This is a genomic window from Shimazuella sp. NTD250, assembly GCF_059510375.1.
On the sequence record NZ_JCAJZS010000004.1, the window covers coordinates 434,547 to 454,082 of the forward strand.

Below are 19,536 nucleotides of genomic sequence, written 5' to 3' on the forward strand. Positions count from 1 at the left end.
TCAACCTCAAAATAAATTTTTATCTTTGTCCTCATATTCTTTTTTTATAAAAGTAAACCAGCATCGGTTTAAAAAACGTATTTGACCACGATCTTTTTGCCGAAATGCTTGCATCAATTGCTTACTTAGCCAATTGGGCATGGCATACTCCCCCTGTATAAAACTGATATTTACTTATGTTTATTACAGACAGGGGTTGTCTTGTGCCTATACTTGTGAGATTCCACGAAAAAAGTATGCATGAAATGAAAAGTTTGAGGGAAAAAGGTAGAAGAGGTGAATTTTAAATGAAAAAACAAACCTATTATGTAACAGTTGATGGAACCATTCACTCCGAACAGTTGTTAGATGATGCACCATATGATTTTGAAATTCAGGCAACAGATGAGGAAATAAAAAACATACAAGATTTATTTCAACAAACATATAATAAAGACTGGGATACTTTTGTGCAATCGCATTTACCTTTTCGAACCGAGGATCGACAAAAAGCGAGCACAGATGTAGACCAAAATGTCCGAGAAATTTATTCAGCGATATACCAATTGGGAACAGAAGAGACGAAAAAGAGCATAGAAAGTCTAGGTTTGCTTGATCTTTCTTGATCGAGCAAGTATACTTGGAGTTGAGAAATTGTTTTTATATCCATATTGGAGGAATGAGTAGTGGGACCACAATACTATCAATCTTCTTCTGCGGTTAGAACAGAACGAGGCTTATTTCAACGCGTTTTTTCGTGGATGTTTGCTGGCTTACTACTTACAGGAATTATTGCTTATTTCTTAAGTAGTAATGCAGACATATCTGCCCTGATCAAATTTAATAGCAGTATCATCTGGGGTGCCATCATTGTTCAAATTATAATTGTAATGGCTATCTCAGCTTTGATCGGCAGGATTTCCGCCTTTACAGCGACGTTTTTGTTTTTCTTATACGCAGCGATTAATGGGGTAACCTTTAGCTTATATTTTGCTTATGTAGATATCAGTACAATAGGTTCAGCTTTTATAATTACAGCTGGTATGTTTGGTATTTCGGCAGCGATTGGATTTATAACCAAAGCTGATCTTTCTAAAATGGGCTCTATCTTCTTGATGCTTCTTTTGGGATTAGCTCTTGCTACTTTGGTGAATGTACTCTTCTTGCACAGCAGTACAGGAAGCTTAATCCTCTCCTATATTGTCGTTGTTGTTTTTTGTGGAATTACCGCATATGACGTGCAAAACATTAAGCATATGAGTGCCAGCATTCAATCCATGGACGAAAATACTGCTACAAAAGTCGCTATTTATGGAGCATTGATGCTTTACATTGACTTTATTGCGATCTTGCAAAACTTGATCAATATTTTGAGCAGAGACTAATAATTAGCAGCAAATAAAGCCTTCTCACATCATGTGAGGAGGTTTTTTTGTAAGAATGAAAATTTATGCTTGACGCAGGAGGACAAATCATGCTAGATTATAGAAGTCGCTCAAAGCGGATAAAAAAAGCTTGCAATAAGTAGTGCTTTTTGTTAAAATAACTCTTGTCTCAAAAATGTTCCCAAATAGCTCAATTGGCAGAGCAATCGGCTGTTAACCGATAGGTTGCAGGTTCGAGTCCTGCTTTGGGAGCCAACTTAGGAGAGATACTCAAGAGGCCGAAGAGGACGGTTTGCTAAACCGTTAGATGGCGTCAGCCATGCGAGGGTTCGAATCCCTCTCTCTCCGCCAGACATTTCGGTTTTTAATGGCCCGTTGGTGAAGCGGTTCAACACACCAGCCTTTCACGCTGGCATGCAGGGGTTCGAATCCCCTACGGGTCACCATTTTTGGGCGTTTAGCTCAGCTGGGAGAGCACATGCCTTACAAGCATGGGGTCGGCGGTTCGATCCCGTCAACGCCCACCAGATTCAAAATATTTATTTTTACCCATACGGGGCTGTGGTGTAGAGGCCTAACATGCCTGCCTGTCACGCAGGAGACCGCGGGTTCGAATCCCGTCAGCCCCGCCATTTTTTTGTGGCGGTCGTGGTGAAGCGGTTAACACACCGGATTGTGGCTCCGGCACTCGAGGGTTCAAATCCCTTCGATCGCCCCACTTTTTTACACTTTGGGGAGTAGCCAAGAGGTAAGGCATCGGTTTTTGGTACCGTGTACCGAAGGTTCGAATCCTTCCTCCCCAGCCATTTTTTCAAAGCAATTTCAAATAAGTAAGAGCCATTAGCTCAGTTGGTAGAGCATCTGACTTTTAATCAGAGGGTCGAAGGTTCGAGTCCTTCATGGCTCACCATTTTCAAAAATATGCGGGTGTGGCGGAATGGCAGACGCACCAGATTTAGGTTCTGGCGCCGAGAGGCGTGGGGGTTCAAGTCCCTTCACCCGTACCATATTTTCATAAACTTTATATTTTGCGGTCGTGGTGGAATTGGCAGACACGCTATCTTGAGGGGGTAGTGGCCCTAGGCCGTATGGGTTCGAGTCCCATCGACCGCACCAATTCACACATCGAAGAGTTATGACCGTAACTTTTCTTTTTTTATGACCGGGGCGTGGCTCAGCTTGGTAGAGTGCCTCGTTCGGGACGAGGAGGTCGCAGGTTCAAATCCTGTCGCCCCGACCAAAGCTTATGCGGGTGTAGTTCAATGGTAGAACATCGGCCTTCCAAGCCGAATGTGAGGGTTCGATTCCCTTCACCCGCTCCATCACAAAAAGCTGTGCAGATGCACAGCTTTTTTCCTTTATTTGGGACTCCGAAACTTTCTTCTTTTCCGGTTTCTTGGTAAGATAGTATTATTTCATGAAGAAGGACGGTGTTAAACCTTGGATGAACCGATTATTTATACAGTAGATGAAGAGGAAACAAGAGCATTAGCATTTCAAATAGGGACGAGGTTATCTAAAGGAGCCGTCATTGCTTTATCTGGTGAATTGGGAGCAGGTAAAACAACTTTTTCACAAAGTTTAGCTAAGGGACTCGGTGTAGAAGAATATGTAGACAGCCCAACTTTTTCTATCTTAAAAATTTATAAGGGTAGATTACCTCTTTATCATATGGATGTGTATCGATTAGAGGAAGACAGTGCAGAAGAATTAGGCTTAGATGAATATTTATATGGAGATGGTGTAAGTTTAGTTGAATGGCCATCCCGAATTGCTTTGTTGTTACCGAAAGAGACCATTTTTATTGAAATAGAAGTCCTGCCAACAGGGGACAGAGCCATAAAAATTGATTCTCCCACACTGTACAAGGAGTTGATGGGATCATGAATATATTAGCAGTGGATACTTCAACACTTGTACTAAGTATTGCTGTATTAAATGAGCAAAAAATACTTGGAGAGAAGTCTACTAATCTGAAGAAAAATCATTCGGTTCGATTGATGCCTGCTATTGACGAACTGTTAACAGACTTGGATATGACATTATCGGATATGGATTTATTTGCAGTTACCGCAGGGCCTGGTTCCTACACAGGGGTTCGAATCGGAGTCACTACGGTTAAAACATTTGCATGGGCTTTACATAAACCATTTCTTGCTGTCTCCACATTGGAAGTTATCGCGATGAACGGACTGCATTTCCCAGGAAATATTGTTCCTTTAATTGATGCAAGGCGTGAACAAGTCTATGCGGCTGTATACCACAGGCAAGAAAACGGTCTGCAACTAAAAATGCCAGAACAGATTATTTTGATGGATGATCTGCTCGAACAGTTGAAACAAAATGAAAATGAGACACTATTCATTGGTGATGATGTCACTATGTTTAGTGATAAAATAACATCTGCATTAAAAGAGAGAGCGATTATGACGCCATCTAGTCAACATCTTCCACGTGCAAGTAATCTCGGCATATTAGCCCTGCAAAAATGGTTGGAAACAAATAAGAGTGAACGACATGACTTCTCTCCTAACTATTTGCAGTTAACATTGGCTGAGAAAAATTTATTGGGGCGGTTAACATGAACTTTATCAAAACGGTTTTGTTTCGCCCGATGAAGGTAACAGATATTCCTGCTGTTATGGAGATTGAAGAACTTTCTTTCACTGATCCTTGGAGTGAATACTCGTTTAAAGATGAGATTACTGCGAATGATTTGGCTTATTATATTGTCTCACTTGTAGATGGAAATGTTGTTGGATATGCGGGTATGTGGGTGGTGTTAGATGAAGCGCAACTTACTAATGTCGCTCTTCATCCGGATTATCGCGGGCAAGGAACTGGAAAAGAAATCTTGGCTTATATGATCGAGCTTGCAAAGCAACTAGGGGCTTCCGATGTGACACTTGAAGTCAGAAAGTCCAACCAAAGAGCTCAACATCTTTATCGGAATTTGGGTTTTACTGTGATCGGAACGAGAAAAAATTATTATCCAGACAATGGAGAAGATGCCATACTGATGGGATTGGTCTTGAATGAAGAATAGAACGGTGATACTGGGTATCGAAACAAGTTGTGATGAGACAAGTGTATCTGTAGTTATAGACGGAGAAAAAGTACTTTCAAACGTCATAAGTTCACAGATGGAGATTCACCAAGCTTTTGGGGGGGTTGTCCCAGAAGTCGCTTCTAGGCGCCACGTGGAGCGGATTACGTTGATAATCGAACAAGCATTAAAAGAAGCAAATGTAACCAAAGATCAGCTTAGTGCCATTGCAGTTACTCAAGGCCCAGGTTTAGTCGGCGCTCTGCTCATTGGGGTGGCTGCTGCAAAAGCACTAGCGTTTGCGCTTCGTATTCCTTTGATACCTGTTCACCATATCGCAGGGCATATTTATGCCAATCATTTGGTAACACCACTTCGCTTTCCTTTGATCGCCTTAGTTGTTTCTGGGGGTCATACGGAGCTTATTTATATGAAAGATCATATGCGTTTTGAACGGATTGGACGTACACGAGATGATGCAGTAGGCGAGGCGTTTGACAAAGTTGCTCGTTTGATGAACCTTCCTTATCCAGGAGGACCGCACATTGACCGCTTAGCAGCCCAAGGCTCACCTGTCTATCCCTTGCCACGGGCATGGCTGGAGAAAGAGTCATTGAATTTTAGCTTTAGTGGTTTAAAATCCGCCGTCATGCAATTTATCAAACAAAATGAGCATTACTCTGAAAAAGACTTAGCAGCTAGTTTCCAAGATGCAGTGTTAGATGTAATTGTTGAGAAGACATTTCGAGCGATGGAGCAAAAAGATGTAGAACATCTTGTCGTAGCTGGAGGGGTAGCGGCAAATAGCGGTTTGCGTAGCCGATTGCACAATAGAGCGAAGCAAAATAACATGACATTATGTATACCGCCACTAGAACTCTGTACCGATAATGCAGCGATGATTGCGTCCGCAGCATACTTTCTTTACGATGCTGAGAAGAAAGCTGACTTAGAACTCAATGCAGTAGCAAATCTTCCATTGATTTAATTTGTTGTAAATTTCCCTTCTAAATTTTTGTATACTATAACCATTATACATTTGATACTATAAGTATCTTTTTTGGGGGAAATGGGGAGCACATGAAACAGTCAGAATGGAAAAAATTCGGCAAACTCGTTTTATTTGTCACTGCATTTAGCATTGGGCAATGGATTCTCTGGAAACTATTAGCACCTGTTCAAGTTGTATTTACGATAAATGGATATGCACTCGACCTGACAAAAGCACTCCATCTGATAGAGAGTGTGTTGATTTATTCTGCGGTTTTATATGTTTTATTAAAAAAATATGGGTATTGGGAGAAGATTTTTGGTTCACAGGATATGATTGAACCTGAAACTAAAGAGGAAAATGCTACTAGTAAATAAGCTTTACTAGATTAAATGGATGGATGAAACAGCAAAGAAAAAGGCAAAGTTAGCAGATATTGCTAGCTTTTTTGCGTTTTTTAACATTTTTTAAGTATTCTCATTTTGTGGAATGTAACATATAATAAAAATATCAACAACCACCCGTCCCTATCCGAGTAATCTCGGAGAAATCGAGGATACTGCCATGACCGCTCGTCGCGCCTTCGAGATCGTCAGCAACGAGATCAACGACTTCAAGAACAGCGACTCCTTCCGCGCCCTGAAGATGTACGTTCTGGGTGTGGCCATCATTCTCACGGCCATGCTCATGACCGGCCGCACCACGCCCGCCGAGATCAAGTTCTACACCATCCGTACGGCCGGCTACGTGTTCGACCTGTACATGGAGTTCCTCTCCTGGATCAGCTCCCTGTACACGTTCGACAACTTCAAGCTGGTCTTCGAGATCGCGTTCATCACGGGTCTCGTGTTCCACGTGCTCAAGCTGGTCGTGAAGTCCATCTCCAACCGCATCGACAACTGGCGGAACCGGAAGAACGCCGTCGTCGCGATCCTTCCCGCCGCTCCCCAGTGGAACGAGGAGGGCAGCGGCGAGCAGTGGTCGACGCGAAACTACATCGCGCAGTAGTCCATCGACCGGGACGGGAAGGGCGATTTGTGTGGTTCTGAGTAGCAGACAGAAATGTCTCCTCCCACACCGATCGTCCCCCGTAATATAATGAATTCCATATAGATGATAAAAAGCTAGCAAGAATGCTGGCTTTTTTTGTTGCATGAAAATTTGTATTGTCATATTAGTATGAAGATCAGCCTTTGTTTACAAGGAATATTTGTATATAATAAAAGTATCGTATCCCGTCCTACAACCAGCATTGCTGGAGAATGTGAGCATCAGATGTTCAAGCTGTCCAAGTTCTCCGAGCGTACCCGTCGGAACCTGCTCCTCGCCGGTGTCAGTGTTCTCATCGCTGCATTCTTCTACGTCATCACGAACTCCGTGGTGGGTATGTACAACATGATCGAGCACGTCCAGCATGCTCCCGTGGCCACGTCCACGGTCGAGCACTCCTTCGAGCGGCAGGTTCAGCGTTCTGTCGTCATCAACGTTGACGTCGACGACACCGTGAAGGGTGTGAAGAGCACCTTCAACAGTTGGAAGAAGACCGCCGGTGAGCAGGTGGAGCAGCACAGCGCCCCGACCATCGGAAACTTCCTCCGGTGGATGATCGTTCTGATGATCGGAGGACCGATCGTCAGCCTGATCCTGTGCATCCCTCTCGCAGCGTCGGAAGCAAGGTAGTCGTAGCCAATACACATCACTGTCCCCCGTAAATCCATAACTTAAATATAGATTATAGGGAGGTTAGCCTAGAGGCTGGCCTTTTTTTGTGTTTTTTACAAGGGTTGTATTCCCCTCATCTTTGTATATAATAAGCACATAACAACATCCGTCCAATCTAGGAGCTGGGATCATGAGGATCCGTGTCGCACTGTTCGCTGTGGCAGTCGCTGGTTTTTTCGTCCTTTCGATCATCGGAGCGCAGCTTGAAGCGCTGGAATCCGGACTTGGAATGCTCGGTCTGGAGGTCGAAAACCCGATGACCAAGATCTTCGAAGCTCTTGGCTCTGTCCTTGAGGTCATAGCTTGGATCACCCTTATCGTCGGGGGTGTGTACTTGTACTTCAAGCTCAATCCGAACAAGAGGTACTAGTCTCTGGCTGAGTACCATACAGCTTAATCCAACAAAGAGCCGATTTGGACGGAAGGACAGTGTGTCGAGTTGAGGTATTCATACATCCTCGCACATCTGTCCCCCGATAAAAAACTCATTGATATAAAAAAGAGGCTGGTCTTGTGGCTAGTCTTTTTCTGTCATATTTTACAAATTAGAAAATATCTTTTGAAAATAAAACATTACAGGTATACTGATTATGTACCTGTAGATGGCAACTGTAACAAATGAGGTTCCAATGTTCTCTACTGCTCAGAATCTGTTCTCTCCAGAAGATGACTCCATAGCTATCATCAAAGCTGGAGTACGTCATGAGTTCGACGAGACGCTGTTTTCACTCTCCATTGCGAACCCATTGGTATGGGAAGGTCTGATCTTGATCATCTGCTTCTTGGTCTTTCGGGCTGCATTCAAGGAGAGAAACTAAAGACGCCTTATTTAACTTTTGTAGGAGTAGGGCGATTGGACGTTTGTTTATGGTAGCAACACGCTAGTCATATGCATTCGTCCCCCGAAAATATTTTTTTAAAAAATAAAGTCTCCAAGACCAAGCAAAATATAGCTTGGTTTTTTCATGCCTCTATAAAAAAGTGGTATGATTAGTAAGTTCATCGAAGATAGAGAGTAGGTGAAAATATAATTGGAAAAACAAACTATACGAAAAGAAATAATTGCACTTCGGACAAAAATGAGTTCTTCAGATCGTCTGCAAGCATCACGTAAAATTTGTGAGAAAATCAAGCAACTTCCGATTTACCAAGAAGCAACTTCGATTTTGGCTTATTTTGCTGTTCGCAATGAAGTCAGTCTCTATGCCCTTATCGAAGATGCTTGGAAATCAGGAAAGAGGGTTTCGCTACCAAGTATGGAACAAGATAAGATTGTTCCTCGTTTGTTTACGACGCCCAGTACTTTGGAAACAGGAGATTTTCATATTCTGGAGCCGGATAAATCTTGTGAAAAAATAGATATCACCAAACTTGATTTGGTTTTGGTTCCTGGTGTTGCTTTTGACCAAAAAGGATATCGATTAGGTTTTGGCAAAGGTCACTATGATCGGTTTTTTGAAAATTTACCTGATGTCTACAAGTGTGGAATCGCTTACGACGAACAAATAGTGGAGACCATCTATCCAGAAGTACATGATATTCCTATGGACTTTGTGCTTACACCTAATAATAAAAACTTGCCGATTGGCAAGCCTTTCAAAGCGCAGACAGAGGGTTAGTTGCACTTATGCACCTCAGACAAGGGCACAAGTCTCGTTACGTCTCTATGCTCCTAGTCTCGCTTTGTAGATAGGATAAAATTTATACTCTCTTATCTACTAACGAGATATAAACTATGTTCCTGTGATATTTTGCCTGTTCGATTTTTTGCCGTATAATATAAGCTGGGAGGGGGTGGCTATCCTTGGCAGAACAGAAAATCCCAAAGGTAACTGCAAAAAGATTGCCATTGTATTACCGCTATTTAGAAAAGTTACATGCCATTGGCAAACAGCGGATTTCTTCTGCTGACTTAAGTGAAGCATTACAGATTGATCCAGCCACCATCCGGCGTGACTTTTCCTATCTTGGCGAACTTGGGAAAAAAGGATATGGTTACAATGTTACCTATCTATTGCAGTTTTTAAGAGATTTCCTAAAACAAGATGAGGTCACAAATGTGGTACTCATTGGAGTTGGAAATCTAGGGACAGCTTTATTGCGGTACAATTTTTACCGATCTCACAATACAAAGATTGTTGCTGGTTTTGATCAAGAGATAAGTAAGATTGGCTCCGATATAGATGGTATTCCGGTTTATTCGATGGATCGGTTAGCTGAAGTAATTTTGTTGCATCATGTGGAAGTAGCGATTCTGACTGTTCCTTTAAATGTAGCTCAGCCAACTGCTGACTTTATTGTGGATGCTGGAATTAGAGGAATCTTAAACTTTACACCTGCACGTATAACAGCACATGATCATGTACGTATTCACCATATAGATCTTACTACGGAACTTCAGACGCTTATTTATTTTCTGAAAAAGTTTCCAACAGATGAAAATCTGGAAGAGGAAGAGTTTTAAGGGGTTAATTCATGAGTGAAAAAGAATACCAGCCATTAGTAGATCATCTCACTGAACTTAGGCGCCGACTTATATGGGTCCTTGCTACTTTTGTTGTTGGTTTAGTTGTGAGTTTCATCTATGCAGCAGATATCTTTAAGATCATCAGTAAGGATGCCAATGAGCATTTTGCGTTGTATGCTCTGTCTCCAGCTGATTCATTTAAAATTTATATGCAAATCTCGCTGGTAGCAGCATTTATTCTCGCTTTACCTGTGCTGCTCTACCATCTTTGGCAATTTGTACGTCCTGGACTGGAAGAGAGAGAACAAAAAGCGGCTCTCATCTATATTCCAGTCGCATTCCTTCTTTTTATCGGGGGATTAGCTTTTGGGTATTTTTTAGTCTTTCCATTGATGATTGATTTCCTTACGAACATATCGAAAGAACTTGGTGTTAAACAGATGTATGGGATTTATCAGTACATCAGTTTTATGTTGAATGTGATTGTGCCCTTGGCATTATTATTTTTGCTTCCTGTTGTTGTTCTCTTTTTAACACGTTTGAGACTGATCACACCTTCCTTATTGATCAAAGTGCGTAAGGTTGCGTACATGATTTTAATTGTGATTGCTCTTATTATCACACCAGATTTACTTTCCAACTTCTTGGTTGCTGTTCCATTGATCTTGTTATATGAGTTGAGCATTGGATTATCTGTTTGGTTATATCGACGGATCGAAAGAGAAACAGCACTAGAAGAAATAGAGAATGAAGACTAGGATTTTTTTTCACAGAGAGCTTGCAAAATGTGTCTTTGATGATTAATATAAGTAGTGGGTGTTAGCACTCGCCGACGATGAGTGCTAATAAACGAACGACAAAAAGGAGGTTTTCCTACTATGATCAAACCACTTGGTGATCGAGTCATTCTAGAAGCTGTTGAGAAAGAAGAAACAACCGCTAGCGGTATTGTACTACCTGATTCCGCTAAGGAAAAACCACAAGAAGGCAGAATTGTTGCAGTAGGTGCTGGACGTGTCGATGAAAACGGCAACCGTGTTGCGTTAGAAGTAAACGCTGGCGACCTCGTAATTTTCTCCAAATATGCTGGAACCGAAGTGAAATATGGTGAGAAAGAATACCTCATTTTACGTGAAAGCGATATCCTTGCAGTTATTGAGTAATTTTTACATAAGAAGGGAGATTTTTAAAAATGGCTAAAGAGATTAAGTTCAGTGAAGACTCTCGTCGTGCGATGCTTCGCGGTGTGGATGCACTTGCAGATGCAGTAAAAGTAACATTGGGGCCAAAAGGCCGTAACGTTGTATTGGAACGTAAATTTGGTTCTCCACTTATTACAAACGACGGTGTTACCATTGCAAAAGAAATCGAATTAGAAGATGCTTTTGAAAATATGGGAGCTCAATTGGTAAAAGAAGTAGCTACCAAAACAAACGATATCGCAGGGGATGGAACTACTACTGCTACCGTACTAGCTCAAGCGATCATCCGTGAAGGATTGAAAAACGTAGCTGCTGGTGCAAATCCTATGATCGTTCGTAAAGGTATTGAAAAAGCAGTTGCAACAGCTGTGACTCAAATCCAAGAGATTGCAAAACCAATCGAAGGTAAAGAGTCTATTGCTCAAGTAGCAGCTATCTCTGCAAACGAAGAAGAAGTAGGTAAATTGATCGCTGAAGCGATGGAAAAAGTCGGTAACGATGGTGTTATCACTGTAGAAGAATCCAAAGGGATTACTACCGAGCTAGAAGTAGTAGAAGGTATGCAATTTGACCGTGGATACATTGCATCCTACATGGTAACTGATACAGACAAAATGGAAGCAGTATTAGATGATCCATATATTCTTATCACAGATAAGAAAATCAGCAACATCCAAGAGATTCTTCCAATTTTGGAAAAAGTAGTACAACAAGGACGCCCTATCTTGATCATCGCTGAAGATCTAGAAGGGGAAGCTCTTACCACTATCGTTGTGAACAAACTTCGTGGAACCTTTACTGCTGTAGCTGTAAAAGCTCCTGGATTTGGTGATCGTCGTAAAGCTATGCTAGAAGACATCGCTATTCTCACTGGTGGTCAAGTTATTACAGAAGATCTCGGTCTCGATTTGAAAACGACTGGTCTAGAATCTCTAGGTAATGCACGTCAAGTACGTATAAACAAAGACAACACCATTGTTGTAGATGGTTCTGGTGAAGTTTCCGACATCAAAGCTCGTGTTTCCCACATTCGTCAACAAATCGAAGAAACCACTTCTGAATTTGACAAAGAGAAATTGCAAGAGCGCTTGGCAAAACTTTCTGGTGGTGTAGCAGTTATCAAAGTTGGTGCAGCTACTGAAACCGAATTGAAAGAGAAAAAACTTCGCATCGAAGATGCTCTAAACTCCACACGTGCAGCAGTGGAAGAAGGTATTGTATCCGGTGGGGGTACTGCGCTTGTTAATGTAATTCGTGCAGTAGAAGAACTAGAGGCTTCTCTTCCAATCGGAGATGAAAAAACTGGTGTATCTATCATCAAACGTTCCCTAGAAGAACCAGTACGCCAAATTGCACACAATGCAGGTCTTGAAGGTTCTGTAATTGTAGAGCGTCTGAAAAAAGAAGATGTTGGGGTAGGTTTCAATGCACTATCTGGAGAATGGGTTAACATGATCCAGGCTGGTGTGGTTGATCCAGCTAAAGTTACTCGTTCTGCACTGCAAAATGCTGCATCTGTTGCTGCAATGGTTCTTACCACTGAAGCTGTTGTTGCAGATAAACCAGAAGAAAACAAAGCTCCAGCTATGCCTGATATGGGTGGCATGGGCGGAATGGGCGGCATGATGTAATATACATCATAAAACCTTGAACAATATCAGAAAAGGTCTTTCATCCGTTTTGAATGGATGGAAGACCTTTTTCTTTTTTGTTGTCACAAATAGAAAATGAACCTTCTGATAAGATGGTTCAAGTTAGAAATGTTGCTATTTTTGCAAGGCAATTATCAATTATTAATGTGGAGATCGATAGGTAAAATGAATAATTAAATCTTTAATAGGTATACTTCATTATAAATAAGTATAAAAGTATTGTTAATTCATATAAGATGTGCTAATCTTTATGAAAGCGTATACAGAACGGATTGTAACTGTTAAATCAGGCAAAACCGATCACCTTGGAAAAGGTAAGGTCTTGCCTTTTTCTGTTATCGGAGGTGACAAGGTGAAAATTAGTAAAATATTAAACAATAATGCAGTTATCTCAAGTAAAGATAAACAAGAGATTATCGTTATTGGACGAGGAATTGCTTTTAGTAAGCGTGTTGGAGATGAGATTGACCAGCAGCAGATCGATAAGATTTTCACTTTGGAAAACGAAGATACGATGAAAAAGTTCAAGTCCTTGATTACGAATATGCCTATTGAATATATGGAGTTATCTGAGAAGATAATTGCATATGCAAAAATGAAATTAGGAAAAAAGCTCAATGATAGTATTTATATTCATTTGACGGATCACATTCATTTTGCTATCGATCGGTATAAAAATAATTTACCGATTAAAAATGGATTGCTATGGGAAACCAAGCAATTTTACAAAGAGGAATATGAAATTGGCTTAGAGGCATTAAATATGGTTTGTGATCAATTTGGTGTGATTTTACCAGAAGATGAAGCTGCTTTTCTTGCGCTTCATATCGTGAATGCTGAGTTGAATGAAGAGATGCCTGTTTTGAAAAATATGACAAAAGTACTGCAAGAAATATTAACGATTGTACGCTATCATTTTAAAATCGATTTTAATGAAAATAACTTAACCTATTATCGTTTTATTACTCATTTGAAGTTTTTTTCCCAGCGTTTAGTCAAAGGAAGTCATTATCATAGTAAAACGGATGATGATTTATATCAGATTATCCAAAAAAAGTACTCAGAAGCGTATAGTTGTTCGCGGAAAATAAAGAAATTTATTGAAAATAGTTATACCTACGAATTAACAGATGAAGAAATGATTTACTTGACTATCCATATCGAGCGAGTCGTAAAAAATAATAACGAACAATAGGGGTTGTAACCTTGTGGGCAAAACCTGAGCAGATCATTCCATTTGAATGGCTGCTTAGGTTTTTTTATTCCTATTTTTGACTACACAATACAGCTTCAGATAAGGGAGTGTAAATATGAATTACGAAGACTTTGCCAAAGAAATAGTCCAATTAGTCGGTGGGAAGCAAAATATTTCTAGTCTTGTACATTGTGCGACTCGCTTGCGATTTAAATTAAAGGATGTTAAGAAGGCAGATAAGGAAAATCTACAGCATTTGCAGGGTGTGTTAAGCGTTGTGGAAAGTGGCGGACAATTTCAAGTTGTGGTCGGAAGCGATGTTCCAGAGGTTTATAAAGAAATTAAAAAAATCGCCGATCTAGATAACGCAAGAAATGATGGATCAAAAAATAAGTCGAATATGGGAACACAAATTTTTGAAGTCATTTCGGGTAGTTTTTCTCCGTTGCTAGGAGCGATTTCTGGAGCAGGTATGCTAAAAGCATTATTAGCTATTTTAACAATGACAGGATTATTATCTGATAAAAGTGGAACTTACTTTATTTTATCAGCAGCAGCAAATGCGATTTTTTACTTCCTCCCTATTTTTCTAGGAATTACAGTGGCGAAAAAGCTAGGGGCGAATCCTTATGTAGGGGGGATTATTGGGGCCGCCTTATTAGAACCAAACTTTACTGGCTTGCTAAAAAATACTGGTGATATCTCACATTTTCTAGGCATTCCAGTTGTTTTGATGAATTATTCATCTACTGTTTTTCCAGTATTTATCGCTGTCTGTATATATGCGGTTTTAGATAAATTTCTAAAGAAAATCATTCATAAAGACTTACAAATATTTTTGGTTCCGATGCTCGTGCTGATGATCATCGTACCATTGACCGTTATAGCATTTGGCCCATTTGGCGTATATCTTGGAAATGCTATCAGTCATGGTGTTAGCTTTTTGAGTGCAAAAAGTGGAATCTTAACAGGAGCTGTGATGGGTGCAGCTTGGACATTTTTAACCCTATTAGGTCTTCATTGGGGCTTGGTGCCACTCTTTTTACAAAATATAACATCTGGAGGCGATCCGCTTTTAGCGATGATAGGTGCTGCTCCTTTTGCTCAGATGGGACTTGCCCTCGGTATTTTCTTAAAAACAAAGGACAAAAATTTAAAAACAATTGCCGGCTCAGCGTTTTTACCTGCTGTATTGTCCGGTATAACAGAACCAATTCTTTATGGATTGCTGCTTCGATACAAAAAGACTATTCCTTATGTTGTGATTGCCGGAGCGGTTGGCGGTGCAATCGTTGGTTCAGTTGGAGCAAAAGCAAAAGTATTTATCGCACCTGCTTTTACAAGTATTCCAACAGTCACACCGATGGCATTTTACGCAATTGCGATGTTGACAGCCTTTTTTGGGGTCATGATTTTAACTTTATTATTCGGTTATGAAGACAGAAAGAAGAAAGAAGGAGAAAAAATCCCAGCAAATGATCAACTGACGGTAAAAAGAGAATCTATCATCAGTCCGCTAACGGGGATTGTCAAGCCGTTATCAGAAGTAGATGATCAAGTATTTAATTCAGGAACAATGGGTAAGGGTATCGCAATTGAGCCGACGATTGGAAAAGTAGTTTCTCCTGTAAATGGTGTAGTTTCAACTATTTTCCCAACAGGTCATGCAATTGGTATTACCTCTGATAATGGAGCAGAAATTTTAATTCATATTGGAATCAATACGGTTCAATTAGAAGGAAAATATTATACAGCCCAGATCAAACAAGGAGATCGAGTAAAACAAGGAGACCTATTGGTTCAATTCGATATTGAGAAAATTAAAGAAGCTGGTTATTCCGTAATTACCCCGATAATTATTACAAATACTAATCGTTATGTGGATGTGATCGAAACCGACAAAGAAACGATTCGCGAAAAAAATGTTTTGTTGACATTAGTCTATTAATTATTTTAATCAAGTATTTTTTATTTGCTGCCAAGGAGGCTGACAAAATGAATGATAAAAAGAGATTTCCGGAAGGATTTTTATGGGGTGGGGCTACTGCGGCTAATCAATTGGAAGGAGGATTTCGGGAAGGAAATAAAGGCCTAAATATTGCTGACGTTTTACCAGGAGGAAAAGAGCGCCTGCAGATTTTAAAATCTACTGGTTTTGATTTTGAGATTCATAACGACAGATATACCTACCCTAACCATGATGCGATTGATTTTTATCATCGTTACAAAGAAGACATCGCTTTGTTTGCAGAGATGGGATTCAAATGCTATCGCATGTCTATTGCTTGGACAAGGATTTTCCCAAATGGAGATGAGTTAGAACCAAATGAAGCAGGCTTAGCCTTTTATGATCGGGTTTTCGATGAATTACAAAAACATGGTATTGAGCCAGTGGTCACCTTGTCACACTATGAAATGCCTGTTTATTTAGTGAAAAACTATGGAGGATGGAGAAGTCGCGATGTAGTTGCTTTTTTTGAAAGATATGCAAAAACTGTTTTTCACCGCTATAAAGATAAGGTGAAGTATTGGTTAACTTTTAATGAAATTAATGCTGGTCTGGAAATGCCAATTATGGGTCTAGGTTTTGCTATTCATCAGGAAGAAGATAAATACCAGCCAACATTTCAAGCTTATCACCATCAATTCGTTGCGAGTAGTTTAGCTGTGAAGGCATGTCATGAGATCATATCTGATGCAAAAATTGGCTGTATGCTTGTATATGCACCTACGTATTCATATGATTGTAATCCTGAAAATGTCATGTACGCTCTTGATGAAGCGCGTTTGTTCAATAATTTTTGCGGAGATGTTCAAGTCAGAGGTGAATATCCTGCTTTTATTCAGCGCTATTTTAAAGAACATCATATTCAACTTGACATTCAACCAAGTGATTTAGAATTGTTGAAAACGTATCCTGTTGATTTTATCAGTCTTAGTTATTATATGTCGCGTACAGAAAAAAAGGAGAAAAATGCAGAGGAAACAGGAGAAGGAAATATATTAGGAGGAGTTAAAAATCGGTTTTTACAAGCGAGTGAGTGGGGATGGGAAATAGATCCGATCGGCTTAAGAATCTCGCTTAATGAGTTGTATGACAGATATCGAAAACCATTATTTATTGTGGAAAATGGCTTAGGTGCAAAAGACAGAGTAGAAGCAGATGGTTCTATTTTTGATGATTATCGTATTGCATATTTACGTGATCATATTTTACAGATGCTTGAAGCAGTTGAAGATGGTGTCGAACTCATGGGTTATACTCCTTGGGGTTGTATTGATTTAGTCAGCGCTTCTACAGGTGAAATGTCAAAGCGATATGGATTTATTTATGTAGATAAACAGGATGACGGCAGTGGGACATTGGAACGAAAGAAGAAAAAGTCATTCTTCTGGTATCAAGATGTCATTACAACAAACGGAGCAAATTTGGAAAAAGATTATGTTATAAGAACAAGGTAGTCAAAGTATGATCTTTGTAAGGCTAGGTATTTTATATCTAACCTTTTTAGTCCCTGTCTAAAACAAAGGCAGGGATTTTTATTTTCAGGTAATTTATTTGGAGTAGATTGTAAAAATATGGTTACGATAGATAGGAGAAGCTACATTTTCATAAAAAGGTGGGATTTTATTGTCACACAATCAAGGAAACCAAGATCAAAAAAATTCAGGGGGTACATTAACGAATCGGCAAGGACATCCGATTACAAACAACCAAAACATCCGAACGGTTAGTAATCGAGGTCCTGCTACGTTAGAAAACTACGATTTTATTGAGAAAATCAGCCATTTTGATCGAGAACGGGTTTCCGAGCGAGTTGTTCATGCCCGTGGTGCTGGTGCACATGGTTATTTTGAATCTTTTGGAACAGTAGGAAAAGAGTCGGTTTCCAAGTATACCCGTGCAAAATTATTTCAGGAGAAAGGCAAGAGAACTCCAGTGTTTGTTCGGTTTTCTTCTGTTATTCACGGAGGACATTCTCCAGAGACCCTGCGTGATCCCCGTGGTTTTGCTGTAAAGTTTTATACGGAAGATGGCAACTGGGATTTGGTCGGTAACAATTTAAAAATATTTTTCATCCGTGATGCGATGAAATTTCCTGATATGGTTCATGCCTTTAAACCAGACCCTGTCACCAATATACAAGATAACGAACGTTTTTTTGATTTTTGTGCTAACTCTCCTGAAACTTTTCATATGGTAACGTTTGTCTTCTCACCATGGGGAATTCCTGCGAATTATCGTATGATGCAAGGATCTGGAGTCAATACATACAAATGGGTCAATGAACACGGCGAAGCAGTTTTGGTCAAATATCACTGGGAACCAAAACAAGGCATTAAAAACTTAACCCAAGAAGATGCGGAGGAAATACAGGCTAAAAACTTTAATCATGCTACACAAGATTTGTATGAAGCAATCGAAAACAAGGATTACCCAGAGTGGGAATTACTCGTACAAATTATGAGTGACGGAGAACATCCAGAACTGGACTTTGATCCGCTCGATGACACGAAACTATGGCCAGAAGAAAAGTTCCCATGGCTGCCAGTTGGTAAAATGGTGCTTGACAAAAACCCAGAGGATTATTTTACAGAAGTAGAACAAGTAGCTTTTGGGACAGGTGTATTGGTTGATGGTTTGGATTTCTCTGATGATAAGATGCTTCAAGGAAGAACTTTTTCTTACTCCGATACACAACGTTATCGGGTAGGTGCAAATTATTTGCAACTTCCGATCAACGCACCAAAAAAGCGAGTTGCTACCAATCAAAGTGGCGGACAAATGCAATATATAGTGGACAACGGGATGACTCAAAACCCTCATATCAATTATGAGCCTTCCTTCTTAGGTGGTTTAAAGGAAGCTTCGCAGTCTGGGAAAGAACATACTCCACTTGTAGCTGGAAATTTAGTACGTCAATCGATTGACCGTCAAGATAATACAAAGCAAGCAGGGGAAACATATCGCCAGTTTGAACAATGGGAAAAAGATGAATTAATCACGAATCTGATCTCGGCTCTAGCACCTTGTGATCATCGTATACAAGAAGCGATGATTGCACTTGCGGAAAAAGCTGATGAAGAATATGGACGCCGTTTGCGAGAAGGGATAAAGCATGCTCCAAAAGGCGGTTCTAGTCAAAAGTCTCTTGGAAGTAGGGCAGGAGAACAAGCAGTACAAGAAGCAATAAGTAAAGGACATGAAGCAGATCCTTATTAAGAAGGTCTATTGAATGGATGAATGATAAAATAAATCAGCGCGCCCCCCTTGAACGCTCCAGGGGGGCGCGTCAGCAGTTCTAGTCAGTCCTTGAAGACGACATTATTCTTGAAAAGGAAGTTGAACTGCTCAGGTGTACCAGTGATGACGAGGTTGTCCTCTTCATCGGTACTAATAGAGATCAGGAACTTGTCCCCCATAGAGATTCGCCACACATTGACCATGAGATATGCGATCGCCTCTCCAGCGTTCTGCACCTCAAGATACCGGTTTTCATTCACTCCTCGGAGCCAGTCTGCGTTGATCTCAAAGTCCTGAAAGACAGGAGTGAGACCTTCATCTGTCTTCTCGAACACGACACCGCCGAAGGTCATTCGACCATCCTGCGTGCGAGTGAAGGGGACAGCCTTGATCGTCATGGAGCGAACAGTCAGCTGCACAATTACTCCTTTGTCAATAAACAGTAGGTTAACTGTAAATAATAATATACGAATATTCTAGTATTTTCAATTACAAAGCGACATATGAATAAACCATTTACAGGTGCTTTTCTGTAAATGAAGTATATTACTGAGGGTAAACTTTTTTTAAAAAAGGGGTTGCAATCTTTTTTTGACCGTGTTATATTATTTCTTGTCGCCGCGAGCAACACTCAAACGGCTGACACAAAAGA

General features: G+C 40.4%; 22 protein-coding genes and 12 tRNA genes. 32 read left to right on the forward strand and 2 right to left on the reverse strand.

Going from position 1 to position 19,536, the window contains the following annotated elements; genetic code table 11:
* Positions 1-6: 6 nt before the first annotated feature.
* Positions 7-141: a cortex morphogenetic protein CmpA gene (gene cmpA / locus AC5WOF_RS13165; RefSeq protein WP_496050405.1), complete on the reverse strand. Its 135-nt coding sequence runs from the start codon at positions 139-141 to the stop codon at positions 7-9.
* Between the two features lie 146 nt (positions 142-287).
* On the opposite strand from cmpA, the gene AC5WOF_RS13170 reads away from it, so the two are divergent.
* The 32 genes from AC5WOF_RS13170 (at position 288) to AC5WOF_RS13325 (ending at position 18,863) form a co-directional block, all read left to right on the forward strand.
* Positions 288-605, forward strand: a complete 318-nt coding sequence (locus AC5WOF_RS13170; RefSeq protein ID WP_496050406.1) for a hydrolase — start codon at positions 288-290, stop codon at positions 603-605.
* 60 nt (positions 606-665) lie between these two features.
* On the forward strand, positions 666-1,364 hold the full coding sequence (locus AC5WOF_RS13175; RefSeq protein WP_496050407.1) for a Bax inhibitor-1/YccA family protein: 699 nt from the start codon (positions 666-668) through the stop codon (positions 1,362-1,364).
* Between the two features lie 179 nt (positions 1,365-1,543).
* A tRNA-Asn gene (locus AC5WOF_RS13180) sits at positions 1,544-1,619 on the forward strand.
* 5 nt (positions 1,620-1,624) lie between these two features.
* Positions 1,625-1,715 (forward strand) — tRNA-Ser (locus AC5WOF_RS13185).
* A gap of 18 nt (positions 1,716-1,733) precedes the next feature.
* Positions 1,734-1,810, forward strand: a tRNA-Glu gene (locus AC5WOF_RS13190).
* A 5-nt stretch (positions 1,811-1,815) separates the two neighbouring features.
* Positions 1,816-1,891 (forward strand) — tRNA-Val (locus AC5WOF_RS13195).
* Between the two features lie 28 nt (positions 1,892-1,919).
* Positions 1,920-1,996: transfer RNA gene (locus AC5WOF_RS13200), tRNA-Asp, on the forward strand.
* Positions 1,997-2,006: 10 nt separating this feature from the next.
* Positions 2,007-2,082: transfer RNA gene (locus tag AC5WOF_RS13205), tRNA-His, on the forward strand.
* Positions 2,083-2,095: 13 nt separating this feature from the next.
* A tRNA-Gln gene (locus AC5WOF_RS13210) sits at positions 2,096-2,170 on the forward strand.
* Positions 2,171-2,198: 28 nt separating this feature from the next.
* Positions 2,199-2,274 (forward strand) — tRNA-Lys (locus AC5WOF_RS13215).
* A gap of 13 nt (positions 2,275-2,287) precedes the next feature.
* A tRNA-Leu gene (locus AC5WOF_RS13220) sits at positions 2,288-2,371 on the forward strand.
* Between the two features lie 23 nt (positions 2,372-2,394).
* Positions 2,395-2,480, forward strand: a tRNA-Leu gene (locus AC5WOF_RS13225).
* Between the two features lie 47 nt (positions 2,481-2,527).
* Positions 2,528-2,604: transfer RNA gene (locus tag AC5WOF_RS13230), tRNA-Pro, on the forward strand.
* Positions 2,605-2,612: 8 nt separating this feature from the next.
* Positions 2,613-2,686 (forward strand) — tRNA-Gly (locus tag AC5WOF_RS13235).
* Between the two features lie 118 nt (positions 2,687-2,804).
* The gene (tsaE, locus tag AC5WOF_RS13240) at positions 2,805-3,251 is read left to right on the forward strand and encodes a tRNA (adenosine(37)-N6)-threonylcarbamoyltransferase complex ATPase subunit type 1 TsaE (protein WP_496050408.1); all 447 of its coding nucleotides are present in this window, start codon (positions 2,805-2,807) and stop codon (positions 3,249-3,251) included.
* On the forward strand, positions 3,248-3,949 hold the full coding sequence (gene tsaB, locus AC5WOF_RS13245; RefSeq protein WP_496050409.1) for a tRNA (adenosine(37)-N6)-threonylcarbamoyltransferase complex dimerization subunit type 1 TsaB: 702 nt from the start codon (positions 3,248-3,250) through the stop codon (positions 3,947-3,949). The genes tsaE and tsaB overlap by 4 nt, the downstream gene beginning before the upstream one ends.
* A complete protein-coding gene (rimI, locus tag AC5WOF_RS13250) occupies positions 3,946-4,410 on the forward strand; it encodes a ribosomal protein S18-alanine N-acetyltransferase (RefSeq protein ID WP_496050410.1) in 465 nt (154 codons plus the stop codon). Before tsaB ends, rimI begins: the two co-directional genes overlap by 4 nt.
* On the forward strand, positions 4,400-5,398 hold the full coding sequence (gene tsaD, locus AC5WOF_RS13255) for a tRNA (adenosine(37)-N6)-threonylcarbamoyltransferase complex transferase subunit TsaD (RefSeq protein ID WP_496050411.1): 999 nt from the start codon (positions 4,400-4,402) through the stop codon (positions 5,396-5,398). Before rimI ends, tsaD begins: the two co-directional genes overlap by 11 nt.
* 92 nt (positions 5,399-5,490) lie before the next feature.
* Positions 5,491-5,778 carry a hypothetical protein gene (locus AC5WOF_RS13260; protein WP_496050412.1) on the forward strand — a complete coding sequence of 96 codons (288 nt, stop codon included), beginning with the start codon at positions 5,491-5,493 and terminating at the stop codon, positions 5,776-5,778.
* A gap of 187 nt (positions 5,779-5,965) precedes the next feature.
* Complete coding sequence (locus tag AC5WOF_RS13265; protein ID WP_496050413.1) at positions 5,966-6,409, forward strand: hypothetical protein; 444 nt, start codon at positions 5,966-5,968, stop codon at positions 6,407-6,409.
* Between the two features lie 267 nt (positions 6,410-6,676).
* Entirely contained in the window at positions 6,677-7,081 is a 405-nt protein-coding gene (locus tag AC5WOF_RS13270; protein WP_496050414.1) for a hypothetical protein, read from the forward strand.
* Between the two features lie 172 nt (positions 7,082-7,253).
* Complete coding sequence (locus AC5WOF_RS13275) at positions 7,254-7,493, forward strand: hypothetical protein (RefSeq protein WP_496050415.1); 240 nt, start codon at positions 7,254-7,256, stop codon at positions 7,491-7,493.
* 259 nt (positions 7,494-7,752) lie between these two features.
* A complete protein-coding gene (locus AC5WOF_RS13280; protein WP_496050416.1) occupies positions 7,753-7,941 on the forward strand; it encodes a hypothetical protein in 189 nt (62 codons plus the stop codon).
* A gap of 213 nt (positions 7,942-8,154) precedes the next feature.
* A complete protein-coding gene (locus AC5WOF_RS13285) occupies positions 8,155-8,742 on the forward strand; it encodes a 5-formyltetrahydrofolate cyclo-ligase (RefSeq protein ID WP_496050417.1) in 588 nt (195 codons plus the stop codon).
* 185 nt (positions 8,743-8,927) lie between these two features.
* Entirely contained in the window at positions 8,928-9,587 is a 660-nt protein-coding gene (locus AC5WOF_RS13290; RefSeq protein WP_496050418.1) for a redox-sensing transcriptional repressor Rex, read from the forward strand.
* An 11-nt stretch (positions 9,588-9,598) separates the two neighbouring features.
* Entirely contained in the window at positions 9,599-10,348 is a 750-nt protein-coding gene (tatC, locus tag AC5WOF_RS13295; protein WP_496050419.1) for a twin-arginine translocase subunit TatC, read from the forward strand.
* Positions 10,349-10,468: 120 nt separating this feature from the next.
* The gene (gene groES, locus AC5WOF_RS13300; RefSeq protein ID WP_496050420.1) at positions 10,469-10,753 is read left to right on the forward strand and encodes a co-chaperone GroES; all 285 of its coding nucleotides are present in this window, start codon (positions 10,469-10,471) and stop codon (positions 10,751-10,753) included.
* A gap of 29 nt (positions 10,754-10,782) precedes the next feature.
* Entirely contained in the window at positions 10,783-12,423 is a 1,641-nt protein-coding gene (gene groL, locus AC5WOF_RS13305) for a chaperonin GroEL (RefSeq protein WP_496050421.1), read from the forward strand.
* A 373-nt stretch (positions 12,424-12,796) separates the two neighbouring features.
* Complete coding sequence (licT, locus tag AC5WOF_RS13310; RefSeq protein WP_496050438.1) at positions 12,797-13,639, forward strand: BglG family transcription antiterminator LicT; 843 nt, start codon at positions 12,797-12,799, stop codon at positions 13,637-13,639.
* Between the two features lie 115 nt (positions 13,640-13,754).
* Complete coding sequence (locus AC5WOF_RS13315; protein WP_496050422.1) at positions 13,755-15,587, forward strand: beta-glucoside-specific PTS transporter subunit IIABC; 1,833 nt, start codon at positions 13,755-13,757, stop codon at positions 15,585-15,587.
* Between the two features lie 47 nt (positions 15,588-15,634).
* Positions 15,635-17,101, forward strand: a complete 1,467-nt coding sequence (locus AC5WOF_RS13320) for a glycoside hydrolase family 1 protein (RefSeq protein WP_496050423.1) — start codon at positions 15,635-15,637, stop codon at positions 17,099-17,101.
* A gap of 169 nt (positions 17,102-17,270) precedes the next feature.
* A complete protein-coding gene (locus AC5WOF_RS13325) occupies positions 17,271-18,863 on the forward strand; it encodes a catalase (RefSeq protein WP_496050424.1) in 1,593 nt (530 codons plus the stop codon).
* Between the two features lie 83 nt (positions 18,864-18,946).
* Here AC5WOF_RS13325 and AC5WOF_RS13330 read toward each other — a convergent pair whose 3' ends face one another.
* Positions 18,947-19,303 carry a hypothetical protein gene (locus AC5WOF_RS13330; protein WP_496050425.1) on the reverse strand — a complete coding sequence of 119 codons (357 nt, stop codon included), beginning with the start codon at positions 19,301-19,303 and terminating at the stop codon, positions 18,947-18,949.
* Positions 19,304-19,536: the final 233 nt, after the last annotated feature.